20 protein-coding genes and 1 pseudogene are annotated in these 22,423 nt (G+C 73.1%); 15 read left to right on the top strand and 6 right to left on the bottom strand.

Features of this window, described 5'->3' with window-relative positions:
* Window positions 1-131 precede the first annotated feature (131 nt).
* Window positions 132-614 (top strand): DUF6643 family protein, encoded by a 483-nt coding sequence (locus JK363_RS08810; RefSeq protein ID WP_201873498.1) that lies wholly within the window; start codon window positions 132-134, stop codon window positions 612-614.
* 323 nt (window positions 615-937) lie between these two features.
* Here the strand turns inward: JK363_RS08810 and JK363_RS08805 are convergent, their stop codons facing one another.
* The 3 genes from JK363_RS08805 to JK363_RS08795 all read right to left on the bottom strand — a co-directional run bounded on the left by JK363_RS08805 (window position 938) and on the right by JK363_RS08795 (window position 2,861).
* On the bottom strand, window positions 938-1,660 hold the full coding sequence (locus JK363_RS08805; protein ID WP_307821654.1) for a response regulator: 723 nt from the start codon (window positions 1,658-1,660) through the stop codon (window positions 938-940).
* A 92-nt stretch (window positions 1,661-1,752) separates the two neighbouring features.
* Window positions 1,753-2,334 carry a TlpA family protein disulfide reductase gene (locus JK363_RS08800; protein WP_201873497.1) on the bottom strand — a complete coding sequence of 194 codons (582 nt, stop codon included), beginning with the start codon at window positions 2,332-2,334 and terminating at the stop codon, window positions 1,753-1,755.
* Window positions 2,335-2,411: 77 nt separating this feature from the next.
* The gene (locus JK363_RS08795) at window positions 2,412-2,861 is read right to left on the bottom strand and encodes a cyclic nucleotide-binding domain-containing protein (protein WP_201873495.1); all 450 of its coding nucleotides are present in this window, start codon (window positions 2,859-2,861) and stop codon (window positions 2,412-2,414) included.
* A gap of 245 nt (window positions 2,862-3,106) precedes the next feature.
* On the opposite strand from JK363_RS08795, the gene JK363_RS08790 reads away from it, so the two are divergent.
* The 5 genes from JK363_RS08790 (at window position 3,107) to JK363_RS08770 (ending at window position 10,089) form a co-directional block, all read left to right on the top strand.
* Window positions 3,107-3,532, top strand: coding sequence for an ATP-binding protein (locus tag JK363_RS08790; RefSeq protein ID WP_307821653.1), 426 nt, complete (start codon window positions 3,107-3,109; stop codon window positions 3,530-3,532).
* A gap of 136 nt (window positions 3,533-3,668) precedes the next feature.
* Window positions 3,669-4,646, top strand: a complete 978-nt coding sequence (locus JK363_RS08785; protein ID WP_201873494.1) for a universal stress protein — start codon at window positions 3,669-3,671, stop codon at window positions 4,644-4,646.
* Window positions 4,647-4,992: 346 nt separating this feature from the next.
* Window positions 4,993-6,753, top strand: coding sequence for a GAF domain-containing sensor histidine kinase (locus JK363_RS08780; protein ID WP_201873492.1), 1,761 nt, complete (start codon window positions 4,993-4,995; stop codon window positions 6,751-6,753).
* A gap of 87 nt (window positions 6,754-6,840) precedes the next feature.
* A complete protein-coding gene (locus JK363_RS08775; protein WP_201873491.1) occupies window positions 6,841-7,443 on the top strand; it encodes an Rv1733c family protein in 603 nt (200 codons plus the stop codon).
* Window positions 7,444-7,647: 204 nt separating this feature from the next.
* The gene (locus tag JK363_RS08770; protein ID WP_201873490.1) at window positions 7,648-10,089 is read left to right on the top strand and encodes a right-handed parallel beta-helix repeat-containing protein; all 2,442 of its coding nucleotides are present in this window, start codon (window positions 7,648-7,650) and stop codon (window positions 10,087-10,089) included.
* Here the strand turns inward: JK363_RS08770 and JK363_RS08765 are convergent.
* Window positions 10,049-12,418 (bottom strand): hypothetical protein, encoded by a 2,370-nt coding sequence (locus JK363_RS08765; protein WP_201873753.1) that lies wholly within the window; start codon window positions 12,416-12,418, stop codon window positions 10,049-10,051. The two genes, JK363_RS08770 and JK363_RS08765, sit on opposite strands and share 41 nt — an antisense overlap.
* Before the next feature lie 324 nt (window positions 12,419-12,742).
* Between JK363_RS08765 and JK363_RS08760 the strand changes: the two genes are divergently transcribed.
* On the top strand, window positions 12,743-13,588 hold the full coding sequence (locus tag JK363_RS08760; protein WP_201873489.1) for a DeoR/GlpR family DNA-binding transcription regulator: 846 nt from the start codon (window positions 12,743-12,745) through the stop codon (window positions 13,586-13,588).
* A gap of 24 nt (window positions 13,589-13,612) precedes the next feature.
* Window positions 13,613-14,083: an SRPBCC family protein gene (locus tag JK363_RS08755; protein ID WP_201873488.1), complete on the top strand. Its 471-nt coding sequence runs from the start codon at window positions 13,613-13,615 to the stop codon at window positions 14,081-14,083.
* Between the two features lie 169 nt (window positions 14,084-14,252).
* Here JK363_RS08755 and JK363_RS08750 read toward each other — a convergent pair whose 3' ends face one another.
* Window positions 14,253-15,374, bottom strand: a complete 1,122-nt coding sequence (locus JK363_RS08750; RefSeq protein WP_201873487.1) for a PLP-dependent cysteine synthase family protein — start codon at window positions 15,372-15,374, stop codon at window positions 14,253-14,255.
* Between the two features lie 171 nt (window positions 15,375-15,545).
* Here JK363_RS08750 and JK363_RS08745 point away from each other — a divergent pair, with 171 nt between their 5' ends.
* From JK363_RS08745 to JK363_RS08720, 6 genes and pseudogenes are all read left to right on the top strand, one after another.
* Window positions 15,546-15,875, top strand: coding sequence for a hypothetical protein (locus tag JK363_RS08745; protein ID WP_201873486.1), 330 nt, complete (start codon window positions 15,546-15,548; stop codon window positions 15,873-15,875).
* 185 nt (window positions 15,876-16,060) lie between these two features.
* Window positions 16,061-16,672 carry an ATP-binding protein gene (locus JK363_RS08740; protein WP_201873484.1) on the top strand — a complete coding sequence of 204 codons (612 nt, stop codon included), beginning with the start codon at window positions 16,061-16,063 and terminating at the stop codon, window positions 16,670-16,672.
* Between the two features lie 428 nt (window positions 16,673-17,100).
* Window positions 17,101-17,670 carry a TetR/AcrR family transcriptional regulator gene (locus JK363_RS08735; RefSeq protein WP_215910650.1) on the top strand — a complete coding sequence of 190 codons (570 nt, stop codon included), beginning with the start codon at window positions 17,101-17,103 and terminating at the stop codon, window positions 17,668-17,670.
* A gap of 162 nt (window positions 17,671-17,832) precedes the next feature.
* Window positions 17,833-18,231: a (R)-mandelonitrile lyase gene (locus tag JK363_RS08730; protein WP_201873480.1), complete on the top strand. Its 399-nt coding sequence runs from the start codon at window positions 17,833-17,835 to the stop codon at window positions 18,229-18,231.
* A gap of 53 nt (window positions 18,232-18,284) precedes the next feature.
* Complete coding sequence (locus JK363_RS08725; RefSeq protein WP_201873479.1) at window positions 18,285-18,872, top strand: DUF4865 family protein; 588 nt, start codon at window positions 18,285-18,287, stop codon at window positions 18,870-18,872.
* Window positions 18,869-19,779 (top strand): annotated as a pseudogene (locus JK363_RS08720) (phosphotriesterase family protein). The gene JK363_RS08725 and the pseudogene JK363_RS08720 overlap by 4 nt, the downstream one beginning before the upstream one ends.
* Before the next feature lie 42 nt (window positions 19,780-19,821).
* Here the strand turns inward: JK363_RS08720 and JK363_RS08715 are convergent.
* Window positions 19,822-21,087 carry an ROK family protein gene (locus tag JK363_RS08715; RefSeq protein ID WP_201873472.1) on the bottom strand — a complete coding sequence of 422 codons (1,266 nt, stop codon included), beginning with the start codon at window positions 21,085-21,087 and terminating at the stop codon, window positions 19,822-19,824.
* Between JK363_RS08715 and JK363_RS08710 the strand changes: the two genes are divergently transcribed.
* On the top strand, window positions 21,066-22,337 hold the full coding sequence (locus JK363_RS08710; protein WP_201873470.1) for an MFS transporter: 1,272 nt from the start codon (window positions 21,066-21,068) through the stop codon (window positions 22,335-22,337). The genes JK363_RS08715 and JK363_RS08710 overlap by 22 nt on opposite strands.
* The last annotated feature ends 86 nt before the right edge of the window (window positions 22,338-22,423 follow it).

Raw genomic sequence — 22,423 nt, 5'->3', positions numbered from 1 at the left:
ATCTCAACGCACCACGGCGACCGATTTTCCCGGGTTAGCAATGATTGATGCGCCGCGACGCCTCCCAACACTGAAAACAACCCTCCTACCGGACTCCCCAATGAGCACATCGTGGGCTTAACTTATGGGCTATGACCTCCCCCCGCAGTACCTACGGCGGCGGCTACTACTCCTCGCCGTCCTTCCCGGACACCCCCATCTACGACAGCCTCGTCGCCGAGCGGGGGACACCGCAGATCGCGCCCATCAGGGTGCCGTCCGCGTACGACACCGGAAGTCACCTTCCGGCCCTGCCCCCGGCGCTGCCCGCGCTGCCGGCCGGTCCTTCGCACCACACCCCGCCGCCCGGCTACCAGCAGCCCGCGCCGCAGCCCATGGGGTTGCAGCAGGCGCAGACGCCGTACATCCCGCCGCAGGCGGGTCCGCGCGGCTACCCGGGTGCGCAGCCCCAGCGCCCGGCGGCGCCCTCGCCGATGGGATACGACGCGATGCGTCCGGCGATGCAGCGCCCCGCGCCGCGTCCGGCCCCCGCGCCGTCCCCGTATGACGACCCGTACGGACGTCAGCAGCAGTATCCGGGCGGCCGGCCGCCGCAGCCGGGAGGCGGCTACTGAACATCTTCGGGAGGTGAGCGGCCGGGCCATGGTGCCCGGCCGAGGGAAGGATCGGGCCGGACGGGCATTCCCCGTCCGGCCCCTGTTCTGGGGGCCGTTCGGCCCCTCCCGGATCGGTTCGGTCCCGGCGATCCTGGACAGGCTGTTCCACGAGCCACCCCATATGCGGGGACGGACCGGGCTCTCACCCCACTGCGGTGATGAGCGACATCGACCGGCCGCCCCCGTTCCGCGTGGGGCGCGAGGCAGGAGGGGAGCCTGCCTCACGCCCCACGCGAGGGTCGGCGGCCGGCGCGGCGGCGGCTCCGGTGTGCGCCCGGGGCTCACTGCCCGGTGCCGCGCTCCTTCATCCGCTCGGCGATGACCGCGGCCTGGATCCGCCGTCCCACACCCAGCTTCGACAGGATCGAGGAGATCCGGTTCTTCACCGTCTTTTCGGCCAGGAACAGCCGTTCGGCAATCTGCCGGTTGGTCAGTCCGTCGCCGATGAGCTCGAGGATCTCCCGCTCTCGCGGTGAGAGCCGTTCCAGCTCGGGGGGTCCGCTGGGCTCCGGTCCGCGCAGCCGGGCCATCACCCGCGCGGTGGCTCCCGGGTCGAGCATGGACCGCCCGGCGGCCACCGTACGGACGGCCGAGACCAGGTCGGAGCCGTTGATCTGCTTGAGCACATAGCCCGCGGCCCCGGCCATGATGGCGTCGAAGAGCGCCTCGTCGTCGTCGAAGGACGTGAGCATCAGACAGGCGAGTCCGGGCAGCCGGGTCCGCAACTCCCGGCAGACCTCGATCCCTTCGTGGTCACCGCCGTCGCCCGACGAACCGAGCCGTACGTCGAGCACGGCGACCCGGGGCCGTACGGCGGGGGCACGGGCGATGGCCTCACGGGCGTTCGCCGCCTCGCCGACCACCCGCAGATCGGGCTCGGCGTCGAAGAGGTCGCGCAGTCCGCGCCGCACCACCTCATGGTCGTCGAGCAGAAAGACCCCGATGGGCTCGGCGGCTGTGGCGGCGGGGCCGTCGGGGCCGGTGGGATCGGCTGTCTCGGGCACTGCACTCCTCACATGGCACGCGGGGCGCCGGTCGTGATCCAGCTGCCCAGCTTTACGGCCTGACGCGCGGAAGCGTAAGGGCCGTTCGGCCCTCAGGACCGCTTCTCGGCCGCCAACGGGGTGATGACCTTCCGCAGATCGGCCTCGCTCAGCGGCCGCAGCGCCCGAGCCGCGATCCGCCCCTTCCGGTCGAGGAACACCGTCGAGGGGATGGCCTGCGGGTTGACGCTGCCCCGGGGGAAGGCGAGCACCAGCTTGCCCATCCGGTCGTAGAGGCTGGGATACGGCACGTCGTACTTCTTCTCGAAGGCACGGGCCGCCTCCCGGCTGGGGTCGCGGGTGTTGATCCCCACGAAGCGGACCCCCTTGGCCCTGGTCTCCTCGGCCACCGTGGTCAGGCCCGACGCCTCGGCCCGGCACGGCCCGCACTGGGAGGCCCATATGTTGACCACCACGACCTCGCCCCGGTAGGCGGCGGTGTCGAGCGGTGTGTCCTCCAGGGTCCTGCCCGACAGCCGGAGGGGCTTGCGCTCGTCCGGGGAGATCCGGCTGAGCCCGCCGCTGTCCGCGGAGCCGGACGGTGTGGAGCCGGAGCCCTCGCCACCGCAGGCGGACAGGGTCAGGGCCGCGGCCAGCAGGGGAACCCCGTGGCGCAGAAGGTGACGGATGCTCATGTGATCAGCTTGGCACGCCCCGGCCCAGGGGCCCGGCGGGGGTTCCGGCTGCCGTGGCCCCGTCGTCAAAGGGGACCCTAGGGCGTCATCCCCCCGGCGTACGGTCCGTACAGGTCCAGCAGCCGGGTCCGGGCGCTCTGCAACCGGCGTCCGATCACCTGGGCGCAGGCCAGCGCGAGGGCGTAGCCGAGCTCGGGGTCCTCGTCGCACAGCCGGCGCACCGCCTCCGCGTCGAACTCATGCGCCCGCACCGGGCTCAGCGCCTCCGCCCCCAGATGCCAGGTGTCCGGGGGGAACAGCCATGACCAGCCGATGAGCTCCCCGGGGCCGAGGGTCTCGATCACCGCGGCGCGACGTCCGGGGACATGCAGATCGAGGGTGACCGCGCCGGTGCGGATGATCCAGAAGCGGTCGGCCTTGCGGCCCTCCTCGAAGATGCGGCCGCCCGAGGGGAAGGACACATCGCGGGCGAGCGCCATCACGCGCTCGCGGTGCTCGGCCTTCAGCGCGCTGAGAAGTCCCATCATGACCTCACCCTGCCGTCTCCGCTTCCGCCTCGCGCCTCGGCGGTGACCGTGCGTATACGAGGTGTCTGATCCAGATCGGTATGCCGGTGAACGGCTTTCGACTCACCTATACCCATTTCCGGTCAGGTTTCCGATAGGACACGTCATTTTTGATCGGCGACGGTGTTGGCGGCCCATCGGCCCTACCCTCGGCTGCTTCACCGACCCTGTGATGTCGCTCGTCCTCGTCAAAACGGGAGGCACTGGTGCTAGCCGACCCTCGTCGTCGGTCCGCCAACCGAGCCGGAGACCACCTGCTGAAGCGCCGTTTCACCGCCGGCGAGCTGCCCCGGCTGCGGGTGCAGGTCGAGGAGTGCGCGGCCTGGGCCGGGCTGTGCGAGGCCCGGCGCGGAGACTTCGTCCTGGCCGTCGACGAGATCGCCAGCAACGCCATCGAGCACGCGGGCGGCACCGGATCGCTGCTGCTGCGGCGGGTGGGCGATGAGCTGGAGTGCCGGATCTCCGACTCCGGCCCCGGCTTCTCCGAGGACCTCATCCCGCAGATCCTCCCGGGGCTGGACGGCGCGACCAGCGGCCGCGGGCTGTGGCTGACCCGGCTGGTCACCGACCGGTTCGCGGTCAGCGCGGGGGCCGTGGGCGCCGTGGTGACTCTCGCGATGAGGCTGCGATAGCCCGGCCGGGGCGGACCCGGCCGCTCCTCCGCAGCGCCGCGGCCGGGCTCGCGCGCTTTTCGCGGCTACCCGCGTTTTCCAGGGACACGAGGGAAAGAACTCATCCATGCGCTGACATGAGAGGCGGTGGGCACGGGTGGAACTTCCCGTGGTCGTCGGGGTCGACGGTTCGGACAGCGCCTCCGGCGCGCTGGACTGGGCGGCCGGGATGGCCGCGCTGCGGGGGACCCCGCTGCGTATCGTCCACGCTTCACTGTGGGAGCGGTACGAGGGCTGTCTGCCCGCGTCGTCCGCCGGTCGGCCCACCGAGCGGCTCCGCGGTGAGACGGTGCTGGCCACGGCGGCCGAACGGGCCGGGCGCCGGGCACCGGAGCTGAAGGTGATGACCGACCTGGTGACCGACGACCCGGTCACCGCGCTGCTGCGGGCCGGGCAGAGCGCGGAGGCGGTGGTCGTCGGATGGCACGGACGCGGTGAGTTGGCGTCGCTGCTGCTGGGCTCGGTGGGGCTGGGCATCGCGGCGCGCGCGCACTGCCCGGTGGTCGTGGTGCGCGGCCGGGCGGAGAGCGTACGGGGCGGGGTGCACCGGGTGGCCGTGGGGATCGCCGAGCGTGAGCCCCCGGGCGCGCCCGGACGCGTACCGCCGCACTCCCCCGCCGTCGCCTTCGCGCTGCGCGAGGCGCGGCTGCGCGGCGGAGCGCTTGAGGCGGTGCACGCCTGGCGCTGCGCGGGCCCCGACGACCACGGCCCGCGCGCGGCGCGCAGCGCGGAACACCGCGCGGGGCGCGGTGAAGAGCGTGAGGGCCAGGGCGTGCGCCGGGGGCGCGATACGGCGCGGGACGGCCACGACGGGCGCGCGGACCATGCCCGGCACGCCACCGGTCTGCTGGCCGAGGCGCTGGGCGGCGCGGCCGGGCGGCCCCCGGTGCCGGTGACACACCGCGCGGTGGAGGCCCCGGCGCGCAAGGCGCTGCTGGACGCCTCGGCCCGGGCCGATCTGCTGGTCATGGGTGCCCGGCGGCGGCAGGGGCACTTCGGAATGCAGCTCGGTCCGGTCAACCACGCCGTACTGCATCATGCGCACTGCCCGGTGGCGGTGGTTCCGCAGAACTGACCACCCGATCCGTGGAGCTGACCAGCCGTCAGCGGGTCTCCGCCGCGACCGCCGTACGGGCCCGCTCGCCCGATGGTGACCGCGCGTCGATGCCGCGGATGCCGGAAGCCCGGCCGACCCGAGCCGGGCGCGGAGAGGGACCGGGTCCCCCGCGCGGTGCGCGCGGGGCCCCGGTGCCAGGCGTTCGTGCCCCGCGCGGTGCGCGGGCCGCGCGGACACCCGGCGCCCCGAGGTGTCCGGGGCCCGGCATCCGGCCCCGTGGCCGAGTTCCGCCGATCGCCGCCCGGGGCCGCACCGGGCCCCGATATCCTGCTGGTGAGCGGCTCATGGGGGGTATGGAGGCCAAGTGTCGGGCACTGCGGATCACGGACGCCATCCGGCACTCCCCCAACTCCGTCTCGATCAGCTCCTCGACGAGCTCCAGGCGCGGCTGGACGCCGCCCGGGCCACCCAGGGGCGGATGCACAGCCTGCTGGAGGCGGTGCTCAGCGTCGGCCGCGAACTGGACCTGGAGCAGGTGCTGCGGCGGATCGTGGAGTCCGCCGTGGTGCTGGCCGACGCCGAGTACGGCGCGCTGGGCGTGGTCGACCGGCACCGGCTCTCCCAGTTCCTGCCGGTGGGCATATCCGAGGAACTGGTCCACCGGATCGGCCCGTTACCCAGCGGCCACGGTCTGCTCGGCGAGCTGATCCGCCATCCGCAGCCGCTGCGGCTGACCGATCTGTCGGAGCATCCGGCGAGCCACGGCTTCCCCGAGCACCATCCGCCGATGCGCTCGTTCCTGGGGGTGCCGATCCGCGTCCGCGACGAGGTGTTCGGCAATCTGTATCTGACCGAGAAGCGCGGCGGCGCCCAGTTCGACCCCGATGACGAGGCGGTGCTGACCACCCTGTCGGTGGCCGCCGGGATCGCCATCGACAACGCCCGGCTGTACCACGAGAGCAGACGGCGCGAACAGTGGCTCGAGGCACTGGGGGTGATAACCCGTACGCTGCTGGCGGGCACCCCGGCCAACCAGGTGCTGAGCCTGATCGCCCGGCTCGCCCTCCAGGTGGCCCTGGCCGACTCGGCGGCCGTCCTGCTCCCCGTCGCGGGCACCGACAGCCTGATGGTGGAGGTGGCCGAGGGTCATGACGCGGAGCGGGTCGGGGGTCTTGTGGTCCCGGCCGACGGTTCGCTGGCCGGGCTCGCGGCGCGCACCGGCCGTCCGGCGGTCGCCACCGACGTCCGGGTGGACGCGCGGGCCCGGGCCTGGCCGCTGCCCGACCAGGAGAGCGAGTTCGGCCCGCTGGTGGCCGTCCCGCTGGTGGCGAACGAGCGCTCCTCCGGCGCGCTGCGGCTGTGCCGGCTGGCCGGGCGCCCGCCCTTCGACGACAACGAGGTCGAGCTGCTGTCCGGGTTCGCCGCGCAGGCGGCCCTCGCCCTCGAACTGGCCCGGCACCGCGCCGAGTCCGAGCACATGGCGCTGCTCCAGGACCGCGACCGGATCGCCCGTGACCTCCATGACCTGGCCATTCAGCGGCTGTTCGCGACCGGGCTCACACTCCAGAGCACGGGTCGGCTCATCGAGCGTCCGGAGGCGGCGGAGCGGGTGGGCCGGGCGGTGGACGACCTGGACGAGACCATCAAGATCATCCGCTCCACCATCTTCGCCCTGCGTACCGTCGGGGACGAGAACGGTGAACCGGCCACCCTGCGGCGGCGGCTGGTCAAGGCCGTCCGATCGGCCTCGGACGCGCTGGGGTTCGCGCCGTCGCTGCTGATGGACGGCCCGGTCGACACCGATGTGCCGGACGACCACGGCGACCAGTTACTCGCGGTCCTGGCCGAGGCACTGAGCAACACCGTCCGGCACTCCCACGCCCAGCGGGTGGACGTACGGCTCACCGTAGACACTGGCACCAACACCGGGATCACCCTGATGATCACCGACAACGGAGTGGGTCTGGGCGGTGCCACCCCCCGCGGCGGACTGGTCAATATGCGCTCCCGGGCCGAACTGCTCGGCGGCACCCTGCGGATCGAGGCCCCCGAGGCGGGTGGCACCCGGCTGATCTGGCAGGTTCCGCTGCCCCTCGACGGCCCGCCGGTGGAGCGGAAGCCATGAGCCCGTGATATTGCTCTCTCTTCACTGAATGCGCGCATATCCCGCCCGGCATACGGTATTTACGGACGGGGAAGGGGGGTGTGACCTATGAGGATGATCCGGGGACTCTGGCGCTGGCGCCACAATCCGCTGCGCCGCAGCACCGACCTCGTGGAGGCCACCGCCACGCTGATCGCCGTCCTGCTGATGCTGACCGTCGCCCCCACCGTCGGTGTCGTGGCGGGCTCCATCGCCCATGACGCCCTGGTGAAGGCCGCGCGGGAGCAGCGCGCCCAGCGGTATCTGATACTGGCCACCGTCGTCAAGGTGCTCCCCCATCCCCCCGTGGACTCCGACCCCGAGACCTCCTCCGCGCGGGACGCCCACCGCCGCGTCTTCGCCCGGTGGACCGGCCCGGACGGCAGCAAGCACCGGGGCCCGCTGGGCACCCACCCCGGTGCCGACCCCGGTGAGCGGTTCCATCTGTGGACCGATGAGCACGGCCGTCCGCGCGGCCGCCCGCTGGACACGGCCACCGCCGCCACCCATGCGGTGCTGGCCGGAATCGGCGCCACCGCGGTCACCGTCGGCCTGGTGGACGGCACCCGGCGGCTGGTCGTATGGCGGCTGATGCGGCGGCGTTACGCGGAGTGGGACACCGCCTGGGCCCGAGCCGGACAGGACTGGGGCCGGGCCGACGCGGGCAGCTGAGCGCGCCGCATCGACGTGCGCCCGATGCCGCCGTGTGCCGCGCGTAGACGATTTGTCATCACGACACCAAGTCCACGCGGGCCTCATGGGGAGGTCAACTCATCGCGCCCCACGCACGCTACGGTGGGGCATTCACATGCGCAGCGCCACAGTCGCGAGTCGCGCACATCCGGCTTGACCACGAGGTGGGGGCACAACAGCACCATGGCACAGGGCTCGGTCGTCCAGGTGACACACAGCGGAACGTCGCGGTGGCGGCGCCGCACCGGAGAGTACGCCTCCCTCACCGCGGCCCTGGAGGCCGCGGGCGACGGCGATGTCCTCTCCATCTCGCCCGGCACCTACCGCGAGAATCTGGTGGTGGGCCGGGCCGTCACCCTGCGCGGGCCCGAAGGCTCCTCGCGCGGATCGGTGCGGATCGCCCCGGCCGACGGCGTCGCGCTGACGATCGGAGCCTCCGCGGTGGTCCAGGACCTGTGTGTGGAGGGCCAGGACGCCGCCGCCCCCGCGCTGCTGGTCGAGGACGGCACCCCTGAGCTGATGGATCTGCGGGTGGCGACCCGCTCGGCGGTCGGCATCGAGGTACGCGGCGGCGCCCGGCCCACGGTGCGCCGCTGCACCGTCGACAACCCCGCGGGCATCGGAGTCAGTGTGCTGGACGGCTCGGGCGGGGTGTTCGAGGAGTGCGAGGTGGTGGCGGCCGGGCAGTCCGGGGTGGCGGTGCGCGGCGGCGGCCGTCCCCGGCTGGACCGCTGCCGGATCCACCACGCCTCGGGCGCCGGGCTCACCCTGACCGGTGAGGGCAGTTCGCTGGAGGCCGTCGGCTGCGAGGTGTACGAGATCCGGGGCGCGGGGGTGCAGGTCTCCGCGCGCGCGACCGGTCATCTCACCGACTGCCGGGTGCACCGCACCACCTCCGACGGGGTGAATCTGGACACCGACGCGGTGCTGACCCTCGCCGACTGCGAGATCCATGACATCCCGGAGAACGCGGTCGACCTGCGGTCGCGTTCGGTGCTCACCCTCACCCGCTCCACGGTGCGCCGGTTCGGGCGCAACGGCCTCTCGGTGTGGGACCCGGGCACCCGGGTGGACGCCAACCAGTGCGAGCTGCACGAGAGCACCGGTGACTATCCGGCGGTGTGGGTGAGCGACGGTGCCACCGCCGTACTCGACTCGTGCCGGCTGCGCGACGTTCCCGACGCGCTGTTCGTCCTGGACCGCGGCTCCCGGGTGGACGTCGTGGACAGCGATCTGTCCCAGGTGCGGAACACGGCGGTGTCGGTGAGCGACGGCGCCATCGCCCAGCTCGACGACTGCCGGATCCGGGAGGCGGCCACGGGCGCGTGGTTCCGTGACCACGGCAGCGGCGGCACCCTCGCCAACTGCACCATCGACGGCGCCTCGACCGGGGTGATCGTCACCAAGGGCGCCGATCCGACCGTGGAGCGCACCACGGTCTCGGGGCCGACCGAGGCCGGTTTCTACGTCTCCGCCCAGGGCCGGGGCACCTTCCACGGCTGCCGGGTGACGGGCAGCGGCGGCTACGGCTTCCACATCATCGACGGCTGCCGCACCACCCTGACCCGGTGCCGCACCGAGCGGTGTGCCCGCGGCGGTTTCGAGTTCTCCGAGGAGGGCCCGGTCGTCGAGGACTGCACCAGCGACGAGAGCGCGACCAAGGCCCTCCCCTCCGCCCCGGCCGCCCTGGCGCTGCCCCCGGCCACCTCGCCCGCGCGGGAGACCGTCACCTCCACGGCCGGGCTGCTGGGCGGCGTTCCCGCGCCGCGCCCCACCCAGACCGCCGTACCCGCCGCCGAACCGCCGGTCGAGGTCCGTCCGTCCACGGCCGTGCTGGGCGAACTCGACGCCCTGGTGGGGCTGGAGAGCGTCAAGCGCGAGGTGCGGGCGCTCACCGACATGATCGAGGTCGGACGGCGCCGTCAGCAGGCCGGGCTCAAGGCCGCCTCCGTCCGCCGCCATCTGGTCTTCACCGGCTCCCCCGGCACCGGCAAGACCACGGTCGCCCGGCTCTACGGCGAGATCCTGGCCTCGCTCGGGGTCCTGGAGCGCGGCCATCTGGTGGAGGTCTCCCGGGTGGATCTGGTCGGTGAGCACATCGGCTCGACGGCGATCCGCACCCAGGAGGCGTTCGACCGGGCGCGCGGCGGGGTGCTGTTCATCGACGAGGCGTACGCCCTCTCCCCCGAGGACTCCGGGCGGGACTTCGGCCGGGAGGCCATAGACACCCTGGTGAAACTGATGGAGGACCACCGTGAGGCGGTGGTGGTGATCGTCGCCGGGTACACCGTGGAGATGGAGCGCTTCCTGTCCGTCAACCCCGGTGTGGCGTCCCGGTTCTCCCGCACCATCACCTTCGGCGACTACGCCCCCGAGGAGCTGCTGCGGATCGTGGAGCAGCAGGCCGAGGAGCATGAGTACCGGATCGGCGACGGCGCGGCCGAGGCGCTGCTGAAGTACTTCACGGCGATCCCCAAGGGCCCGGCGTTCGGCAATGGCCGCACCGCCCGGCAGACCTTCGAGGCGATGGTGGAGCGGCATGCGGGCCGGGTCGCCCAGCTCGCGGACCCGACCACCGACGATCTCACCCTGCTCTATCCGGAGGATCTGCCGGAGCTGATCTGACCGGCGTCGTCGTCTGACCGGCGTTCTCCGGGGAGGAGCAGCTCTGTTCCGGGAGCCGGGCCAGCAGTCCGGCCCGCTCCCGGTCGAAGAGGGGGTCGGCCTGGTACTCCGAATGCCCCAGGATCGGTGCGGGCAGCGGGTGTTCAGGGGTACGGCCGTAGGCGAGCGGATCCTTCAGGGCACCGCGGTCGACCTGCGGGCCGGGGCCGTCGGGCAGCCGGATGGGCCCGCCGATGGGGTCGGTGTAACGCCACAGATTGCGCCAGCACCGCACCTCGCCGTGGAGCGAGAGCAGTGGGGCGGGCCCGAAGTAGGCGGGGAACCAGCGGCCGTACAGCCGCTCCAGCGGTGAGCCGTAGGTGAGCAGCGCGACCTGACCGCGGGTGCGGGGGTCCAGCTGCCAGACCGCGGCGGCGGCCAGCACACTGCCCTGGGAGTGGCCGGAGATGACCAGCCGCCCGCCGTAGGTGCCGGTCCAGGTCTGCATCCGCCAGGTCAGATCGGGGACGGCCCGCTCGGCGTAGCAGGGGGGCGCGAAGGGGTGGGCGGCGCGCGGCCAGAAGGTGCCGACGTCCCACAGGATGCCGATGGTGCGGCGGGCCGAAGGGCTGCGGTAGGCGCGGCGGGCCCAGGTGACCATCATCAGGAAGGCCAGCCCCATCATCCAGGAGCCGATCGCCTGACAGGTCTGGGCGGCGGCGTCCACCGGGCCGGGGGTGCCGTCGGCCGCCCGGCCGGGGACCTCGCCGGTGGCCCAGGCCCCGGTGACGGCCAGGCCGCCGGCCAGCAGGGTGCACAGGGCGATCGGGCCGACGATCCAGGGCGCGGAGTCGGTGACCCCGGCACGGGCGATGGTTCCGGCGATCCGGCGGGTGCGCACCCCGTCGGGCCGCTCCCCCGGATAACCGTCCATGATCGTCGGGAGCAGCCCCTTGCGTACCCGCCAGACCCGGACGGTGAAGACCAGGACCAGGACCAGCAGCGCGAGCAGCAGGACCGGTATGGCGGTGGCCAGCCAGGACAGCAGCACGGGCGGGGCGACTTCGGGCCGCCCGCCCATGCCCGGGGTGGCGCCGCCGTCCAGCCAGTCGGCGATCCGCTGGGCGACGCCTCCGGCCAGGACGGCGCCGAGTCCGCAGGCGAGGGTGGCCACGGCGGGTCCGGCGAGCCCGTACAGCGGGGTGCGCCCGGCGGGGGCGGCCCGGTAGAGGGCGAGGGCGCAGCCCGCGATGGCGAGGATGAGCAGGCCCTGCCCGATCGCGATGACGCAGAAGGTCTGGTTGCCCGGCAGCTTTCCGTGGGAGACCCAGCCGGGGCGGGACCATCCGGCGTACAACGAGGAGAGCACGAGCACCCCGAGTGCGGTGCCGGGCAGCGCGGTGATGGTGATCCGGTCCAGTGTGTTGTCGACCTTGCTCTCACTGCGGCCGCGGTGGCACACCACGAACACCACGGCGACCGCGACCGCCGTCAGCAGGGCCAGCAGCGCCCAGCCCGCGGCGTCCAGCAGCCCGCTGCCGCCGGGCCTGCGGTCCTGGGTGGCGGCGGCGGTGGTCAGGGCGGCGGCGATGGTGAGGAAGCCCGCGGCGGTGTGCGCGGCGCGCAGCCGGGCGACGATCCTGCGGCCGTACCAGAAGCCGGGCAGGCACAGCCCGGGGCGGTTGCCCGCCTCGGGGGCGGACTCGTCGACCGAGTGCTCCAGCGGGGCTTGCGACTCGTAGGCGCTCCAGGTGCGGTTGGACAGGTACCACAGCAGCCCGGTGAGGGCGGTGGGGAGCACGGCGGCGAGGGCGAGCCTGCGGCCGGGCCTGCTCCACCAGCCGTGGTTCCCGGGCGCCATGAAGCCGAGCCAGGACTTGGCGTCGGCGCAGGCGTCGGCGCCCCCGCACTGCCAGGCGACCAGGTCGAGGGCCACCTCGCAGACCCCGGCGATCAGCGTCACGGTGAGGCTGAGCGCGACCAGCCGCACCAGGAGACCGTAGCCGCGCACGGTCCGCTCGCTCCGGTCGGCGGCGGGGCGCATCCAGTGGACGAGGTTGGCGACCATGAACGGCAGTAACAGCAGCCACAGGGCGCGGGAGCTGTTGCCGGAGGTCAGATTGGACCAGACGTACGCCTCACGGACCGGGCTCTCGCGGTCCTCCCGGGGGCGTGTCTCGGCGTCGGCGTCGTCGGTCCTGCGGTGGACTCCGGCGGTCTCGTCGCCGGTGACCCGGACGGTGCGCGGGTCGCCCAGCATCTCCTGGGGAGTGGTGCCGCCGACGCCGTGGACCAGCAGCTCCAGATCGGGTGGCGGTCCCGCGCCGCGGATCTCCCGGGCGCTCTCCAGCCGCTCGGCCGCGGCCGCCGTCCGAGCCGTGTCCGCCGCTGCCGTGTCCGTCGCGCCGTCCGGTGTGCTGCCGCCCACGGTCGATGTCACCGCGCCCCCCGATTCCGGTGATGCCACCGTGTCCCCCGATCCCGGTGTGGTCGATCCCGGTGTGATGCCGTTCGTTCCCGTTCAGGATTCTTCCCAGCGGTCCGGGGACCGGACCCCGACAGGCCGGGCGTGGCGAAATCGTAATGCTCGTGCGCTCCGGTGATCGGGTGTCCCGGGCTCGTGCGAAGATGAGCCCGCGGGCCGTGCGCGCCGACGGGAAGGAGACGAGGCAGGGTGAGCGACAACCAGAACCTCCTCGCGGAGCAGCGGCGTGCCCTGATCCTGGACGAGGTCAGACGGCGCGGTGGGGTGCGGGTCAACGAGCTGACGCGCAAGCTCAATGTCTCGGACATGACGGTCCGTCGCGATCTGGACGCGCTCGCCCGGCTGGGCGTGGTGGAGAAGGTGCACGGCGGCGCGGTGCCGGTCGCCGAGGCGAGCACCTACGAGCCGGGGTTCGAGGCCAAGTCGGGCCTGGAGCTGAGCGCCAAGGAGGACATCGCGAAGGCGGCGGCCGCGATGGCCACGCCGGGCACCGCGATCGGTCTCGCCGGTGGTACCACGGCCTTCGCGCTGGCGCAGCAGCTGCTGGACGTCCCGGATCTGACCGTGGTGACCAACTCGGTGCGGGTCGCCGATGTCTTCTACAACGCGCAGCGGGCCGCGACGGCCGGTGGGCCCGGCCCGCGTCCGGGCGCGGCCACGGTGGTGCTCACCGGCGGGGTACGGACCCCGTCGGACATCCTGGCGGGGCCGGTGGCCGACGCCGCGGTGCGCTCGCTCCACTTCGATGTGCTGTTCCTGGGCGTGCACGGCATATCGGTGGAGGCCGGGCTGTCCACGCCGAACCTGGCCGAGGCGGAGACCAACCGGCACTTCGTACGGGCCGCGCGGCGGGTGGTGGTGATCGCCGACCACACCAAGTGGGGCATGGTGGGCCTGAGTTCGTTCGCCACGCTGGACCAGGTGGACGCCCTGGTGACGGACTCGGGGCTGCCGGAGGACGCGCGGGCGGAGATCGCGGAGTATCTGCCGGAGTTGGTGGTGGCGGGCGAGGCCAACGGAGCCGCAGACATCTGACGGGTCGACAGTTATCGTGTGTCCATGACACACCGGCTGCGTTCCGTCGGGCTGGAGTACGCCGAGACCGCCCCGCTGCGGCTGGTCTTCGTCGCCGAGGCCCAGGCCCCGCCCGGGGCAGTGTTCACGGCCCTGGCCGACACCGAGGGCTGGCCCCGGTGGTTCCGTCAGGTGAGCGCGGCGCGGGCCACGGACGGCGGCGAGGGCCGCGAGATCCGGCTGCGGGGCGGTGTCCGCTTCCGCGAGACGGTGATGGCCGCGGAACCCGCGAAGCGCTACGCCTACCGCATCGACGAGACCAACGCCCCGGGGCTGCGGGCGCTGTTGGAGGAGTGGACCCTGGCCCCGTCCGGCGGCGGCACCATGGTGCGGTACGTCTTCGCGCTGGACGGCCCGCCGCCGCTGCGCTTCGCCGCGCGGCTGGCGCGCCCGGGGGTGGGGCGGACGTTCCGCGAGGCGGTCCGGACCCTGGACCGCCTCCTGGCCGACGGGTAGCGGCTGGCGGCTAGCGACTAAGCGGCCTCGCTGAAGTCGGGTGCGGTTCGGGTTGCGCCCCGAAGGGGCGCGGGGCTGTGTCGATGTGCGGCTCCGCCGCGTGGGCGCGACCAGCCACGACGTAGCCGCGGACGACTGACGGCACCTCGCGGCACTTCCCGCGGAGCGCTCAGCCGGACCAGCGGCCGGTGGTCAGGAAGACATCGATCGTCTTCGCATAGGGCTCGATGTCGAGCCCCTGCTCCGCCAGCCAGCCATCCGAGTAGTACTTGTCCAGATAGCGGTCGCCCGGATCGCACAGCAAGGTCACCACACTGCCGGTGCGCCCGGCCTCGACCATCTCCGCGACGATCCGCAGCGCGCTCCACAGCCCGGTCCCGGTGGAGCCGCCCGCCTTGCGCCCGATGGCCTGCTCCAGGGCGCGCACCGCGGCGACGCTCGCCGCGTCCGGGACCTTCATCATCCGGTCGATCGCGCCGGGGACGAAGCTGGGCTCCATCCGGGGGCGGCCGATGCCCTCGATCCGTGAGCCGCGGTCACTGGACGCCTGGTCGTCCTGGTGCACCCAGCCGTCGAAGAAGCAGGAGTTCTCCGGGTCGGCGACGCACACCCGGGTGTCGTAGCTCATGTAGTGGACGTAGCGCGCGATGGTCGCCGAGGTGCCGCCGGTGCCCGCGGTGGCCACCACCCAGGTCGGTTCGGGGTAACGCTCCAGCCGCAGCTGCTGGTAGATCGACTCGGCGATGTTGTTGTTGCCGCGCCAGTCCGTGGCACGCTCGGCGTAGGTGAACTGGTCCATGTAGTGGCCGCCGGTCTCCACCGCGAGGGCGGCGGACGCCTCGTACATCGTCCGCGGGTCGTCCACGAAATGGCATCGGCCGCCATGGAATTCGATCAGTCGGCACTTCTCCCGGCTGGTCGTGCGCGGCATCACCGCGATGAAGGGCACCCCGATCAGCTTCGCGAAGTACGCCTCGGACACGGCGGTGGAGCCGCTGGACGCCTCGATGACCGGCTTGCCCGGCCGGATCCAGCCATTGCACAGCCCGTACAGGAACAGCGAACGGGCCAGCCGGTGCTTGAGGCTGCCGGTGGGGTGGGTGGACTCGTCCTTCAGATAGAGGTCGATCCCCCACCGCTCGGGCAGCGGAAAACTCAGCAGATGGGTGTCGGCGGAGCGCTGGGCGTCGGCCTGCACCTTGCGGACGGCCTCCTTGAGCCACTCCCGGTAGCCGTGGTCGCTGCGGTCCACGTCAACCGTGTCGATGACCCCCCGTGTTGTGCTGTCCACGCTGCTCCTCGTACTGGTGCCCGGCCCGGGTCGCGCGATCGGGCCACTTCGATCCTAAGTGGACCCTGGTGCGCCCTGGTGCGCCGGGCCGGTCACGTGCACACTGCGCAACAGGGAGAATGAGAGGCAGCGGCACGCGTGCCAGTCGGAGCCACCGGGGAGGCGGTCGTCATGGCCGATACCGAGTTCAATGCCAGAGGGGTGCGGATCGAGCGGTTCCTACGCTCGGTGACGCGCGCCGGGCAGGTCCTGATCAAGGACGGCCGGCTCCAGCTGCTGACCAGTTACGGCCGCGAGATCGACAGCGCCCCGGTCCAGTCGGTCCGCGCGAGCAAGCCGTGGTTCGTGGACGGCGACCAGGCCATGGCCACCGTGAACGGCACCCGTTACCGCCTCACCCTCGGCGAGCAGGACACCGCCGCCAAGTCCACCGGGCCCGCCGCCGCCAGCCGCTTCCTGGACGCGGTGCGGTCCGCCCGGGGGCACGGCCGGAAGAAGTGAACCGGCCGAGTTGCGCATGCGCGCGCAGGGGCCGACCCTGGACGAGTATCAGTATCACTGAGAGTCAACAAGCGGTGACGCTGAGAACCGGCCCACCGGTCGCGCGCAGCAGCCACCACTGCTGAACGTGTTCGTCGCCCGCACCTGAATCAGGCTAGCCCCAACTTCTTCAGGGAGTCGCAGCCGTGATCAGTCGTCCTAGCAGGCATTGCACGGTGGAGCTGCAAGCCCTGCCGTCGCGGATCGGTCAGGTCCGCAGAATCGTGTCGGCGCAATTGCGCTACTGGCATCTGGATCCGCTCATCGACCCGGCCGCGCTCGGTGTCACCGAGCTGCTGACCAACGTGCACCGGCATGCCGAGCCGGAGAAACAATGCACGGTGGAGATCGTCCTGATGCTGGACCGGCTCACCGTCTCGGTCCGCGACCAGGATCCCCGGCTGCCCCGCCTCCGCACCATCGACCCCGTCTCCACGCACGGCAGGGGGCTGGCCCTGGTCGCGGCGGTGAGCCAGAGCTGGGGCATGCACGCCCGTGACGACGGCAGCGGCAAGGTCGTGTGGTTCACCCTCGCCGTGCCGCAGCCCACCACCGCCGCTACGTCGCCGTTCGCGGTGTACGGAGCGGGCCGTACCGCGCCGCCGCGCGGTGTGGACCTCACCCGGCCGGTCCAAGCCCCGGTCGGCGCCCCGGCACCGGCCTCGGATCCCGTCCAGGCTCCCCCGGCCCAAGCCCCGGCACCCGCGTCCGCGGTGCGGGAGCGTACGCCCGCCGCCCGATCGGCCGTATCCCACTGAAGAAGCGATCCGTCCCGCCGCCCGGGAAGCGGGACGGACCCGAGAGCGACTGCCGGACGGGACCGGCGCCCCGCCGGGCCGCGGTCAGCCCGCCCCAAGGCCCGTCTGCAAAGAGGCCGCCCTGCTCCCCACACCTGGCACGGCGCCCCCAGCCACCGCTGGGAGGTGCCCCGCGTTGTCGAAAGGCGCCCGAGCACGCCCAGCACGAGGGCGATCCGCCCCGTGCGGGCCTCCCCCAGCCACCGCTGGGAGGTGCCCCCGCACCAGAGCCGCTCACGGCCGGGCGCCCCCCTGTGACGACGGACCCTAGGCCCGCGGTCCGAACCGCTCGTCCAGGACCGACAGCCGCCGCCAGTACTCCTCGCGGGTGTCATCACCCGGAGTGTAGGCGCTGGAGTTCTGTACCTACTAGTGTGTACAGTGCGTTTATGACCACTCCGGAACGCCTGATCGAGAGCACTCGGGAGCTCCTCTGGGAGCGCGGCTATGTGGGCACCAGCCCCAAGGCCATCCAGCAGCGCGCGGGCGCCGGCCAGGGCAGCATGTACCACCACTTCAGCGGTAAGCCGGATCTGGCGCTCACCGCCATCCGCCGCACCGCCGAGGAGCTGCGCGCCGTCGCCGGGTCCTGTCTCGACAGCCCTGGGGGCGCGTACGACCGCGTCCGCGCGTATCTGCTGCGGGAGCGCGAGGTGCTGCGCGGCTGTCCGATCGGACGGCTGACGATGGACCCGGACGTGATGGCCGACCCCGAGCTGCGGAAGCCGGTCGACGAAACCCTCGACTGGCTGCGCGGGCGGCTGGCGGAGGTGCTCGCCGAGGGGCGCGAGCGCGGGGAGTTCACGGCCGGTCTCGCCCCGGAGCCGATCGCCGCGACGGTCGTCGCGACGGTCCAGGGCGGCTATGTGCTGGCCCGCGCGGCGGGATCGGCGGCGCCCTTCGACAGCGCGGTGGAGGGGCTGCTCACCTTGCTGGCGGCGTTCAAGGCGCCTGTGTGACCCGCCTGCTCACGGCGCTTGGGTGAGGTGCCCGCCGACGGCGTCCCGGTGAGGTCTGCTCACGGCTCCCGTGCGAAGCCTGCTCACGGCGCGCGTCATGGTGCCCGCTCATGGCGCCCTCAAGGCGTCCGTTTTCCCATCCCGGTAAAGGAATTCCTCATCGTGGAGATCACCCGAAATCCCCGCCACAGCGAGCGCGGCCCCGCGGACCGCTTCACCGGTTCCGTCTGGCTGGACGAGATCGCGGCACCGGCCGAGCCCTCACGACTGCGGCTGTACAGCGTCCACTTCGCCCCCGGCTCCCGCACCGCCTGGCACCGCCATCCGCACGGCCAGGTCCTCCATGTCACCGAGGGACGCGGGCTCGTGCAGTGCGAGGGCGGCCCGGTCGAGGAGATCCGAGCCGGGGACACCGTATGGATCGAGGCGGACGAGAAGCACTGGCACGGCGCCGGGCCCCGGACCTTCATGACCCATCTCGCGCTGGTGGAGGCCGCGGAGGACGGGACGACGGCCGTATGGGAGGAACTCGTCGGCGACGCCGCGTACCCGGCCGTCTGAGCCGGACCGGCCGATCCGCTCCCCGCCGTCCACCCTCCGACAGGAGTTCACCCATGTACGCCATGCAGTACCGGATCACCCTGCCCGCCGACTACGACATGAAGATCATCCGCCGCCGGGTGGAGACCAAGGGCCCGCTGCTGGACGACTTCCCCGGGCTCGGCCTGAAGGCGTACGCCATCAGCGAGCGCGGGGTGGACGGCGCGGCGGTGAACGCGTACGCGCCGTTCTATCTGTGGGCCGCCCCCGACGCCATGCACCGCTTTCTGTGGGGCCCCGGATTCCAGGGCCTGGTCCAGGACTTCGGGCGGCCGGTGGTCGAGCACTGGGCGGGGCTCGCCTTCGCGCGGGGCCCGGCCGCGACCGCCGTACCGCGGGCGGCCACCCGGCGCACCGAGCCGGTCCCCGCCGGTGCCGACCCGGCCGCGGCCGTCGAGGGCGCGCTCACGGAGCTGCGGCGGCGGGCGGGCGCGGACGGCGTCCACACGACGGCCCTCGCGATCGACCCACGCGGATGGGAGCTGGTCCACTTCACGCTCTGGGAGGACTCCGCGCCGCCCTCGGAACCCGGTGACCGCTACCAGGTGCTCCACCTTTCGGCGCCCGGCCTGGACACGCTGCCCGAAGGGCGGCAGTGGTGACCGCCGTCCGTACGGTGCTCGGCGATGTCTCCGCCACCGAGCTGGGGATCTGTGATGCCCACGACCATCTCTTCATCCGCAGCACGCGTTGCCCGGCCAGGAGCTGGACGACGCGGACGCGGCCGAGGCCGAGCTGCGCGCCTTCCGCGCGGTGGGCGGCGGCACGGTGGTGCAGTGGACGCCCTACGGGCTGGGGCGGAGGGCCGGGCGCCTGCCCGCGCTCTCCCGGGCCACCGGCGTGCGGCTGGTGGCCGCCACCGGGATGCACCAGGCCGCGCACTACCGGCCGGGCACGGTCGAGGACGTCCGCGAACGGCTCGCCGAGCTGTTCGTCGAGGAGCTGACGCGGGGCATCGGCGGCAGCGGCCCCAGGGCCGGTCTGATCAAGGTCGCCGGGGGCTTCCACGGCCTCGACGCCCACGCCCGCCACACCATGACCGCCGCGGCCGACGCCCACCACCGCACGGACGCACCGATCGCCGTCCACCTGGAGCTGGGGACGGCGGCGCTGGACGTCCTGGACCTGCTGTGCGGGGAGTTGGACGTACCGCCGCACCGGGTGCTGCTCGGCCATCTCAACCGCTCGCCCGATCTTGTGGTCCACCGGCAGGCGGCGGCCGCGGGCGCCTTCCTCGTCTACGACGGGCCGTCCCGCGCCCACCACGCCACCGACTGGCGCCTTCCCGACGCGCTCACCGCCCTCGTGGAGGCGGGCCACGCCGGGCAGTTGCTGCTGGGCGGAGACACCACGACGGCCGGGGCGCGTTCGGTGAACGGCGGCCCCGGTATGCCGTATCTGCTGCGCCGCCTGCGCCCCCGGCTCGAACTGGCCCTCGGCGCACAGGTGATGGCCCGGATCCTCACCGAGAACCCGGGCCGCGCACTGGCGGTGAACTGGCCCGCCTGATGCGCGGCCGGCACCGCACCTCGCCCCGGGCCCCGGAACCCGCTACGCCGCGCCCAAGGCCGCCAGCGGGTCGTCGAGCACCTGCTGCCAGGCCAGTTCCGCCGCGCCCACCAGGCTGTTGTGGTCCAGGGTGCACGGCAGGATCGGGACGCCCCCACTACGTCCCCACAGGCTGCGCTCGGCCACCATGGACCGCAGCCGCTCCGGATCGGCCTCCAGGAGTTCGCAGTGCAGCCCGCCCAGGATGATGCGGTCGGGGTTCAGGATGTTGACGAGCCCGGCCAGGCCCAGGCCGAGGCGGTCGATGAGCAGCTCGGTCGCGGCGCGTACGGACGGGTCGGCGTACCCGTCCCGGAGCAGGTCGCGGGCCTGCTGGAGCAGGGAGACCTCGGGGCCCGGTGCGCGCCCGGCCGCGGTGAGGAAGGCGAGCGGGTCGGCCTCGATGTCCAGACAGCCGCGGCTTCCGCAGTGGCAGGGCTGCCCCTCGGGGTTGACGGTCAGATGGCCGACCTCGAGGGCCAGCCCCGCACTGCCCGTGTGCAGCCGTCCGTCGAGGACCAGCGCACCGCCGACGCCCCGGTGACCGGTGCCGACGCACAGCAGATGAGCGGCGCCGCGGCCCGCGCCGTGGCGGTGTTCGGCGAGGGCGGCGAGGTTGACATCGTTGCCTGCCAGGCCCTCGACCGGCTCCCCGGCGGGGTTGGTGACACCCACCGCGGCCAGGCTGCGGGTGAACAGCTCGCGCACCGGCGCGCCCGCGGGCCAGGCGACGTGCAGCGGGTTGAGGGCGGTGCCCTCCGGCTCGGCGACAGCGGACGGGACAGCCAGCCCCGCACCCACACATCGGCGGCCGGATTCCCGCAGCAGCTCGACCCCGGCCTCGACCACCGCGTCGATGACATGCGCCGGGTCGGCGGGGACGGTCATGCACCCCGGGGCGGTGGCCACGATCGTGCCGCCGAGTCCGACGAGCGCCGCGCGGAAGCCGTCGGCGTGCACCTGGGCGGCGAGCGCGACGGGGCCGCGCGGGGCAATCTCGAGGCGGTGCGAGGGCCGTCCCTGCGCCCCGGCGGATCCGAGCGGGCGGGAGTCGACCTGGATCAGTCCGAGCGCCTCCAGTTCGGCCGCGACGGCTCCCGCCGTCGCGCGCGTCACCCCGAGCTCGGCCGTGAGCACCGCGCGGGTGGGGGCGCGGCCGGTGTGGACGAGCTCCAACGCCGGTCCAAGAGCGCTTCGGCCGCGCTCAAGCCTTGTCCGTGTCTGGGTCACGGTCCTATTCTCACTTTGTGCCGACACTAAACAAAACATGGACGGCCGCTTCGGGGATGCCGCCTTCCGTCACCACGGATCGTGACCTCGCCCGACTCCGGGCCGCCCTCACCGTGTTCTTCGCCCTCGACGGCTTCGTGTTCGCCGGATGGGTGGCGCGGATTCCCGAGATCAAGGAACAGACCGGCGCGTCGGAGGGCGCGCTCGGACTGGCCCTGCTGTGCGTATCGGCGGGCGCCGCGGCCACCATGATGGCCACCGGTCGGCTCTGCCGCCGCTTCGGCAGCCATACCACGACGGTCGCCGCGGCCGCCCTGTTCGCGCTGAGCGTCGCGCTGCCGCCGCTGACGCACTCCGTACTCGCCCTGGGGCTGGTGCTGCTCGTCTTCGGCACCGGGTTCGGCGGGCTCAACGTCGCCATGAACAGCGCGGCGGTCGACCTCATCGCCGCTCTGCGCCGTCCGATCATGCCCAGCTTCCACGCCGCCTTCAGCCTCGGCGGTGTGATCGGGGCGGGACTGGGCGGGCTGATCGCCGACCACCTCTCCCCCGTCCGTCACTTGGCGCTGCTGGCGGCCGTCGGGCTGGTGCTCACGGTGGTCGCCGGACGGGCGCTGATATCCCTCCCGGCGCCCGCGCCGAAGCAGAAGACGCCGAAGCAGAAGACGACGGAGCAGAAGGCGCCGAAGCAGAAGACGACGGAAACCCCATCGACCTCGCCCGAGCGGCCGAAGGCGGCGCGCCGCCTCGTCGCCGTCTTCGGCCTGATCGCCCTGTGCACGGCGTACGGCGAGGGCGCGATGGCCGACTGGGCGGCGCTCCATCTGCACCAGGACCTCGACGCCTCCGCGGGACTCGCCGCGGCGGGCTACTCGGTGTTCGCCCTGGCGATGACCGTCGGACGGCTGTCCGGCACGGCACTGGTCGAACGGCTCGGCCGCACACGGACGTTGGTCCTGGGCGGGTCCACGGCGTCGGCCGGAATGCTGCTGGGCTCGCTCGCCCCGACGATCTGGGCGGCCCTGCTCGGCTTCGCGGTCACCGGGCTCGGCCTGGCCAACATCTTCCCGGTCGCCATCGCGCGGGCGGGCGCGCTGACCGGGCCGGGCGGCGTTGCCGCCGCCTCCACCCTCGGCTATGTGGGCATGCTGCTCGGCCCGCCGACGATCGGCTTCCTCGCGGACTGGCTCTCGCTGTCCGCCGCGCTCACCACGGTCGCGGCGCTGGCGGCGGTGTCGGCCGTCATCGCCTACGGAACGCGCAACGCCGCCCGTGCGACGGGGAGCTGAGCCTCCGTTACCCAGCCCGCCCCCTCCGGTCCACCGCCCGGCACACATCTGCCGGGCGGCCCGGTTGTCGGTGGCCCCTGGCAGAA

It is taken from the genome of Streptomyces coffeae (assembly GCF_016741875.1).
Lineage (GTDB): Bacteria > Actinomycetota > Actinomycetes > Streptomycetales > Streptomycetaceae > Streptomyces > Streptomyces coffeae.
This window is presented reverse-complemented; position numbering and strand designations above follow the sequence as displayed.